The 8,176-nt window shown below is 65.1% G+C and carries 7 protein-coding genes; 3 read left to right on the top strand and 4 right to left on the bottom strand.

Features of this window, described 5'->3' with window-relative positions; genetic code table 11:
- Positions 1-540: 540 nt before the first annotated feature.
- Positions 541-1,278, bottom strand: coding sequence for a 16S rRNA (uracil(1498)-N(3))-methyltransferase (locus QCE88_RS14145; protein WP_309902838.1), 738 nt, complete (start codon positions 1,276-1,278; stop codon positions 541-543).
- A 53-nt stretch (positions 1,279-1,331) separates the two neighbouring features.
- Positions 1,332-1,745, bottom strand: coding sequence for a VOC family protein (locus tag QCE88_RS14140; protein ID WP_309902836.1), 414 nt, complete (start codon positions 1,743-1,745; stop codon positions 1,332-1,334).
- Positions 1,746-2,243: 498 nt separating this feature from the next.
- Between QCE88_RS14140 and tkt the strand changes: the two genes are divergently transcribed.
- Positions 2,244-4,262 carry a transketolase gene (tkt, locus tag QCE88_RS14135; protein ID WP_309902834.1) on the top strand — a complete coding sequence of 673 codons (2,019 nt, stop codon included), beginning with the start codon at positions 2,244-2,246 and terminating at the stop codon, positions 4,260-4,262.
- 53 nt (positions 4,263-4,315) lie between these two features.
- On the top strand, positions 4,316-5,326 hold the full coding sequence (gene gap, locus QCE88_RS14130; RefSeq protein WP_309902832.1) for a type I glyceraldehyde-3-phosphate dehydrogenase: 1,011 nt from the start codon (positions 4,316-4,318) through the stop codon (positions 5,324-5,326).
- 78 nt (positions 5,327-5,404) lie between these two features.
- Here the strand turns inward: gap and QCE88_RS14125 are convergent, their stop codons facing one another.
- Both QCE88_RS14125 and QCE88_RS14120 read right to left on the bottom strand, forming a co-directional pair.
- Complete coding sequence (locus QCE88_RS14125) at positions 5,405-5,794, bottom strand: hypothetical protein (protein WP_309902830.1); 390 nt, start codon at positions 5,792-5,794, stop codon at positions 5,405-5,407.
- A gap of 126 nt (positions 5,795-5,920) precedes the next feature.
- Positions 5,921-6,613, bottom strand: coding sequence for an FCD domain-containing protein (locus QCE88_RS14120; protein ID WP_309833323.1), 693 nt, complete (start codon positions 6,611-6,613; stop codon positions 5,921-5,923).
- 228 nt (positions 6,614-6,841) lie between these two features.
- On the opposite strand from QCE88_RS14120, the gene QCE88_RS14115 reads away from it, so the two are divergent.
- Positions 6,842-8,161, top strand: coding sequence for a C4-dicarboxylate transporter DctA (locus QCE88_RS14115; protein ID WP_309902828.1), 1,320 nt, complete (start codon positions 6,842-6,844; stop codon positions 8,159-8,161).
- Positions 8,162-8,176: the final 15 nt, after the last annotated feature.

Genomic DNA, 8,176 nt, shown 5'->3' with positions numbered 1-8,176 from the left:
ATACCAACCGCCCCAGCGCTTCACCAACCGCCTTCGCGCTTTACCAAGCGCCCCAGCGCTTCACCAGCCGCCCTCACGCTTCACCAACCGCCCTCGCGCTTTACGAGCCGCGCCAGCGCTTCACCAGCCGCCCCAGCACAATATCAACCGCCCCAGCGCTTCACCAACCGCCCTCGCGCTTCACAAACTGCCCCAGCGCTTCACCAACCGCCCTCGCGCTTCACCAGCCGCCCCAGCACAATATCAACCGCCCCAGCGCTTCACCAACCGCCTTCGCGCTTTACCAGGCGCGCCAGCGCTTCACCAGCCGCGCCAGCGCAATACCAACCGCCCCAGCGCTTCACCAACCGCCTTCGCGCTTTACCAAGCGCCCCAGCGCTTCACCAGCCGCCCTCACGCTTCACCAACCGCCCTCGCGCGTTACCAACTGCCCCCGCGCTCCGCCAACCGCCCTCGCGCTTCACCATCTGCCCTCGCGCTCCACCAATCGCCCCCGCGCTCCACCAACCGCCCCCGCGCTTCACCAACCGCCTTCGCGCTTCACCACCCGCCCCAGCGCGCCGCCAGCGCCGCAAGCACCGCGATGCCCGCCGTCTCGGTACGCAGCACGCGTGGGCCGAGCCCGAGCGTCGCGAAGCCGGCGTCGACACTCGCCTGCTCTTCCGCAGGCGAAAAGCCTGCTTCAGGGCCGATCAGCAACGTAACCGTTCCACGCGGCGCTTCGACGGGCAGCGCGGCGAAGCTCACTTCGGCGCGCGGCGACAGCAGCAGGCGCAGTTCACCCTCGGCGGCGGCGGGGAGACTGGCGAGCCAGGCGTCGAGATCGCGCGGCGGAGCGACTTCCGGTACGCGATTGCGGCCGCACTGTTCGCAGGCCGCGCGCGTCAGCGCCTGCCAGTGCGCCTGTCGCCGCAGCGCCCGCTCGCCGGCCAGACGCACGACGCCGCGCGCAGCCGTGAGCGGCGCAATGCCCGCGACGCCCAGTTCCACGGCCTTCTCGATGAGCCAATCCATCTTGTCGCCGCCCGCGATCCCTTGCGCGAGGATCACGCGATAGGGCGGTTCGGCTTCGCGCTCGCTGTGTTCGTCGATCCGCGCGAGCGCCGCGCGCTTGGCGATATCGACCAGTTCGGCCCGATATTCGCCGCCGGCGCCGTCGAACAGGGTGATGACGTCGCCCGTCTGGAGGCGCAGCACGTGGACGTGGCGCACGACGGCGTCAGGAAGCGAGAAGGTTTGACCCGGCGAGAGCGGGCCGTCGACATGAAAACGTGGCATGGAAGGTCGATCGCGGGCCGGTGCGCCCGCGGAATGTAGAAATGCCTGAAGGTTCAGGCCAGATGCCGCGCGATGGCCCAGCGGTAGCCGTCCGGATCCTCGAATTGCGCGAAACGGTCGCCCCAGAACTGGTCCTGCGGCTCGATCAGCGGCTTCGCGCCCACGGCGAGCGCCATCTGGAAAGTGGCGTCGACGTCGTCCACATACAGATAGAACGACTGCGGCGCCATGTATCCCGCGCTCTTCGGGGTGCGCGCCTGGGAACCGTATGCGCCCTCGGGCGCGAACATCACGATCAACTGCCCGCGATACATCATCTCCACGTGGATGATCGTGCCGTCGTCGTTCACGCTGTCGCGCACGGCAAAGCCCAGCGCCTTTTCATAGAACGCGATGCTCACGCGCGCGTCGCGCACCGTGAGATACGGAGTCAGCCAGGGCACGTCGGCCGGGCGAGGGTCGGTCATCGGGAACACTCCTTGAAGCCTTGCTGCTGCGGGTTGTAAGACATTCTGCCATGAAGCCGTACGATCAATCGGCCGCGCAAAACCGTGCAACGACGAGCCGCCATGGGCCGCGCCGGACGGATTTCGCCTGATGAACGTCCGTTGCGCGTGCGCCGGAGCGTGTAATGTCGCGGGGTCTTCACACGTGCGTGGTGACGACGACGCTCAGCAACGCACCGCGCCGACCGTGTTTTGCACGGAACATGCCCGCAGGCGCGCAGCCGGATACACGCCGGTCCGCGGCCTCCCTGGCCGCGTGGCGAACGGACCGGTCTGTTAGAATGACGGCCTCCCGATCCTCGTCGTTTCTCGTCGTTCCGGTCCTGAAAACGTTGTGTGCCGCGGGTCCGGCGCGTGTGAGACATCCAGCCAGAGAAGCACTGCGGATCTTTTCAGGACCTGCCCAGACTCGACATGACGACCCCGACTTCCAGCCAGACCGCCCCTGTGGCCAAAAACATGGCCAACGCAATCCGCGCGCTCGCCATGGACGCCGTCCAACAAGCCAATTCCGGCCACCCCGGCATGCCGATGGGCATGGCCGAAATCGGTGTCGCGCTGTGGTCGCGCCATCTGAAGCACAATCCGGTGAATCCGCACTGGTTCGACCGCGACCGTTTCGTGCTCTCGAACGGCCACGGCTCGATGCTGCTGTACTCGCTGCTGCACCTCACCGGCTACGACCTGCCGCTCGCCGAACTGAAGAACTTCCGCCAGCTGCATTCGAAGACGCCGGGCCACCCCGAAGTGGGCATGACGCCGGGCGTCGAAACGACCACCGGCCCGCTCGGCCAGGGCGTCGGCAACGCGGTCGGCATGGCGCTGGCCGAAGCGCTGCTCGCCGCCGAGTTCAACAGGGCCGACGCGAAGATCGTCGATCACCACACGTACGTGTTCCTCGGCGACGGTTGCCTGATGGAAGGCATCTCGCACGAAGCCTGCTCGCTGGCAGGCACGCTCAAGCTGAACAAGCTGATCGCGCTGTACGACGACAACGGCATTTCCATCGACGGCCACGTCGAGCACTGGTTCCACGACGACACCCCGAAGCGCTTCGAGTCCTACGGCTGGAACGTGATCCGCGCGGTGGACGGTCATGACGTCGATGCCGTCGACGCTGCCATCGCGGCCGCGAAGAAGTCGGACAAGCCCACGCTGATCTGCTGCCGCACGGTGATCGGCAAGGGCGCGCCGACCAAGGCGGGCGGCCACGACGCGCACGGCGCGCCGCTGGGCGACAAGGAAATCGCGGCGACGCGCGCGGCCATCGGCTGGAACTATGGTCCGTTCGAGATCCCGCAGGACGTGTATGCCGCGTGGGACGCGAAGGAACAGGGCAAGCACGCGGAAACCGAATGGAACAAGACGTTCGACGCCTATCGCGCGAAGTACGCCGCCGAAGCCGCCGAGTTCACGCGCCGCATGAGCGGCGAACTGCCGGCGAACTGGGCCGAAAGCGCGGCGAAGATCATCGAGGACGCGAACCAGAAGGGCGAGACCATCGCGACGCGCAAGGCTTCGCAGAACACGCTCGAAGGTCTCGCGGCCGCGCTGCCGGAACTGCTCGGCGGTTCCGCCGACCTGACCGGCTCGAACCTCACCAACTGGAAGGCGTCGAAGGCGGTCCGCGCGGCGGGCGACCAGGAGAACGCCAACCCGGATCACGCGGGCATCCAGTGGGGCAACCACATCAACTACGGCGTGCGCGAGTTCGGCATGAGCGCGGCCATCAACGGCATCGCGCTGCATGGCGGCTATCGTCCGTTCGGCGGCACCTTCCTGACGTTCTCGGACTACAGCCGCAACGCGCTGCGCGTCGCTTCGCTGATGAAGTCGCGTTCCATCTTCGTGTTCACGCATGACTCCATCGGCCTTGGCGAAGACGGCCCGACGCACCAGTCGATCGAACACGTCTCCAGCCTGCGCCTGATTCCGAACCTGCAGACCTGGCGTCCGGCGGATACCGTCGAGACGGCGGTCGCGTGGACGCATGCCATCGCGCATCACGGTCCGTCGACGCTGATCTTCAGCCGCCAGAACCTGCAGTACTCGCCGCGCAACGACGTCCAGATCGCGAACATCGCGAAGGGCGGCTACGTGCTGCGCGACTGGAACGACGACATCCCGGCGCGCAAGATCATCCTCCTGGCCACCGGCTCGGAAGTGCAACTCGCCATGCAGGCGGTCGAGGCGCTGGCGAAGGAAGGCATTGGCGCGCGCGTGGTGTCGATGCCCTGCACGAATGTCTTCGACAAGCAGGACGCCGAGTATCGCGAACGCGTGTTGCCGAAGGGCGTGGCGCGCGTGGCGATCGAAGCGGGCGTGACGGATTTCTGGCGCAAGTACGTGGGCCTGGAAGGCGGCGTGGTCGGCATCGACACGTTCGGCGAGTCGGCGCCGGCCGGCGCGCTGTTCAAGCACTTCGGCTTCACGGTGGAGAACGTCGTCAAGACGGCGAAGGACGTGCTCGCGGCGTAAATGCGCTTGCTTCCACCAGCGGACAAGGTTTTTTTACCATCAGGAGATAGACCATGACGATTCGCGTTGCAATCAACGGCTACGGCCGCATCGGCCGCAACACGCTGCGCGCGTTCTACGAGAACGGCAAGAAGCATGACATCGAGATCGTCGCGATCAACGATCTGGGCGATGCGAAGACCAACGCCCACCTGACGCAGTACGACACGGCGCACGGCAAGTTCCCGGGCGAAGTCTCGGTGGACGGCGACTACCTCGTCGTCAACGGCGACAAGATCCGCGTGCTGGCCAACCGCAACCCGGCCGAACTGCCGTGGGGCGAGCTGAAGGTCGACGTGGTGTTCGAGTGCACGGGCTTCTTCACGACGAAGGAAAAGGCCAGCGCGCACATCAAGGGCGGCGCGAAGAAGGTCATCATCTCGGCGCCGGGCGGCAAGGACGTCGACGCGACCATCGTGTACGGCGTCAACCACAATGTGCTGAAGGCATCGGACACGGTCATCTCGAACGCGTCGTGCACGACCAACTGCCTCGCGCCGCTCGTCAAGCCGCTGAACGACAAGATCGGCCTGGTGAACGGCCTGATGACCACGATCCACGCCTACACGAACGACCAGGTTCTGACGGACGTGTATCACGAAGACCTGCGCCGCGCGCGCTCGGCCACGCACAGCCAGATCCCGACGAAGACGGGCGCGGCGTCGGCGGTCGGCCTCGTGCTGCCGGAACTGAACGGCAAGCTGGACGGCTATGCCATCCGCGTCCCGACGATCAACGTCTCGGTGGTGGATCTGTCGTTCATCGCCGCGCGCGACACGACGGTGGAAGAAGTCAACAAGATCATGAAGGACGCATCGGAAGGCGAGCTGAAGGGCATTCTCGGCTACAACGATGCACCGCTGGTCTCGATCGACTTCAACCACAACCCGGCTTCGTCGAGCTTCGATGCGACGCTCACGAAGGTGTCGGGCCGTCTCGTGAAGGTGTCGAGCTGGTACGACAACGAGTGGGGCTTCTCGAACCGCATGCTGGACACGGCCGTGGCGCTCGCCAACGCCAAGTAAGCTTCGCTGCGTTTCAGTCTCAGACATGCAAAAGCCGCTCCTCGGAGCGGCTTTTTTTTCGACTGCGTGTAGCGTGGGTCAGCCGAGCTTCTCGCGCAGGAACGAGATGACATAGGGTGTGGCCGCCGCCGCGACCGTCGCTGCCGTGCCCGGGTCCATGCCCATGCGCGCCGCGATCGATTCGGCAATGCGTCCCGTCAGCACGCCTTCACCGCCTTCCTCCATCGACTTGAAGAAGCCGTCGCCGCGTACCAGGCCCGACGCGAACGCCGCGAAGAAGCTCTTGCCGGGATGATCGCCCAGCAAGCCTTCATGCTGTTCCTCCACGTGCGCGTGAGCCGTTTCCGCCGCCGTGCCGAGGATCTGCTGGCTGTCTTCCGTGCTGATGCCCTGATCGGCGAGCGCTTGCGTGGCTTGTGCGCCGTGTTCCGAAGCGAGAAATTCTGAAGCGAGTTGTTGCATGTCCATCGACGCTGCTCCTGTTGGTATTCAGTCAATTGCAGGGCAGCGCAAGCGTCCGGAAAACTTCGGCGCGTACGGCCCTTGCTGAGACCGCGAAGCGTCGGAGAAGTGCCGGAGAAGTGCCGCAGCGAATCAGCGTTTCGGCACCGGAAAATGCACGCCCGCCCGCTGCGCCGCATTGACGATATGTCCTTCGATCGCCTCGCCGGCCGCTTCGCCGTCGCGCGCCTTGAGCGCTTCGATGATTGCCGCGTGTTCGTGATACGTGGACAGCACCAGTTCGCGCCGGTAGAAGGGCAGGCGCTGGCTCTCCTTCATGATGTCGGCGCTGCCGCGCAGGATCGATTCGATCGCCGCGTTGCCCGCCAGACTCACGATGCGCATATGGAACGCGAAGTCCAGTTGCGCCGCTTCTTCCAGCGCGGCTTCGGTCAGCGCGCCATGCAGGGACGCGAGGTTGTCGTCGAGCCAGTCGACGTCCGCATCGCCGATGGAATGCGCCGCCAGCCGCGCGACGAAGCCTTCCAGCGCAAAACGCATCTGATACGTGTCCGGCAGCGAGGCCTGATCCGCGAAACGCCATGGATGCGTGTTGCTCGCCTGCGCGCTGCTGACATATACGCCCTTGCCGGGGCGGATGTGCAACATGCCGAGCGCTTCGAGCGTGGAGAGCGCTTCGCGCAGCGAGGCCCGGCTAATCGCCAGTTCTTCCGATAACTGCCGCTGCGCCGGCAGCAGACTGCCTACCGGATACACGCTCGATTCGACGCGCTCGCGAATGGTCGCGATGGCCGCGTCAGTGACGGTGTGCGGAACATTTTTCATGGAGGAAAGGGTGCTTTGGCCGGTCTGACCGCCATTGTATGCGCGTCCCGTGAACGCGTGTGAACGGCCGTGCGACGGCCAGTTCCGTGCCCGTCTTCCACAGGGTAAACCGTTATCAATGCTTCCTTGACGCCGCTATATCGGCTTTCTAATATTCCCCATCACAGCACTGGTCCGACCAGTCGGAACAGTTGCTCCGGAGGTGAGACATTACACGAGGAGACGGTCGTGTCGAGATTTCTGAATTCGCTGTTCGGCAGGGTGATGATCGCGCTGGTCATCGGTATCGTGGTCGGCGCGCTGTTTCCGCATTTCGGCCAGTCGCTGCGGCCGCTGGGTGACGGCTTCCTGAAGCTGATCAAGATGGTCATCGGACCGATCGTGTTCTGCGTCGTGGTGAGCGGCATGGCAAGCGCGGGCGATCTGAAGAAGGTCGGGCGCGTCGGGCTGAAGGCGGTGGTCTACTTCGAGATCATGACCACGCTGGCGCTGGTGATCGGCGCGATTCTCGCGTGGGTCACGCGGCCGGGCGTCGGCATGAACATCGATCTGCATTCGCTCGATGCCTCCGCGCTCTCCACCTACACCGAGCATGCGAAGAGCCTCAAGGACACGGCGGGCTTCCTGCTGAAGATCATTCCCGACACGGCCGTCGATGCCTTCGCCAAAGGCGACATCCTGCAAGTGCTGGTGTTCGCGGTCCTGTTCGGCTCGGCCCTCTCGATGCTCGGCAACAAGGCGCAGCGCGTGACGGTGTTCATCGACGAGCTCTCGTCCGTGTTCTTCCGCATCATGGCGTTCATCATCAAGCTCGCGCCGCTCGGCGTGCTCGGCGCGATTGCGTTCACGACCGGCCAGTACGGCGTCGCTTCGCTCAAGCAACTGGGACTGCTGGTGATGGTGTTCTATGCCAGCTGCTTCCTGTTCGTGTTCGTGGTGCTCGCGGTGGTGATGCGGCTCGCGGGCTTCTCCATCTTCAAGCTCGTGCGCTATCTGCGCGAGGAACTGTCGATCGTGCTCGGCACGGCGTCCTCGGATGCAGTGTTGCCGCAGATCATGCGCAAGCTCGAATGGATGGGCGTCAAGGATTCCACCGTCGGCCTGGTGATCCCGACCGGCTATTCGTTCAACCTCGATGGCTTCTCCATCTACCTGACGCTCGCGGTGATCTTCATCGCGCAGGCCACCAACACGCCGCTGTCGCTGCACGATCTGATCGTGGTCGTGCTGGTCTCGCTGGTGACCTCGAAGGGCGCGCACGGCATTCCGGGCTCGGCCATCGTGATTCTCGCGGCGACGCTCTCCGCCATTCCCGCGATTCCCGTGCTGGGCCTCGTGCTGATCCTGCCGGTGGACTGGTTCGTGGGCATCGCGCGGGCGGTGACGAATCTGATCGGCAACTGCGTTGCGACCGTGGTCGTCGCGGTGTGGGAGAACGACATCGACCGGGTGCGTGCAAAGCGCGTGCTCGACCAGGACGCCGACTATCGCTTCGTGCCGGCCGCGCCGGACGCCGCGCACGGCAACGAACCCGCACACGCAGTCTGAACATTCACGCAAACG

It is taken from the genome of Caballeronia sp. LZ035 (assembly GCF_031451175.1).
Classification (GTDB): domain Bacteria; phylum Pseudomonadota; class Gammaproteobacteria; order Burkholderiales; family Burkholderiaceae; genus Caballeronia.
Note: the sequence above shows the minus strand (reverse complement) of the source record. Positions and strands in the feature narration are given on the sequence as shown.

Bases quoted from the DNA above. Each gene is read 5' to 3' on its own strand.
- gap (WP_309902832.1), top strand. From the start codon at position 4,316: ATGACGATTCGCGTTGCAATCAACGGCTACGGCCGCATCGGCCGCAAC.
- tkt (WP_309902834.1), top strand. From the start codon at position 2,244: ATGGCCAACGCAATCCGCGCGCTCGCCATGGACGCCGTCCAACAAGCC.
- QCE88_RS14140 (WP_309902836.1), bottom strand. From the start codon at position 1,745: ATGACCGACCCTCGCCCGGCCGACGTGCCCTGGCTGACTCCGTATCTC.
- QCE88_RS14120 (WP_309833323.1), bottom strand. From the start codon at position 6,613: ATGAAAAATGTTCCGCACACCGTCACTGACGCGGCCATCGCGACCATT.
- QCE88_RS14125 (WP_309902830.1), bottom strand. From the start codon at position 5,794: ATGGACATGCAACAACTCGCTTCAGAATTTCTCGCTTCGGAACACGGC.
- QCE88_RS14145 (WP_309902838.1), bottom strand. From the start codon at position 1,278: ATGCCACGTTTTCATGTCGACGGCCCGCTCTCGCCGGGTCAAACCTTC.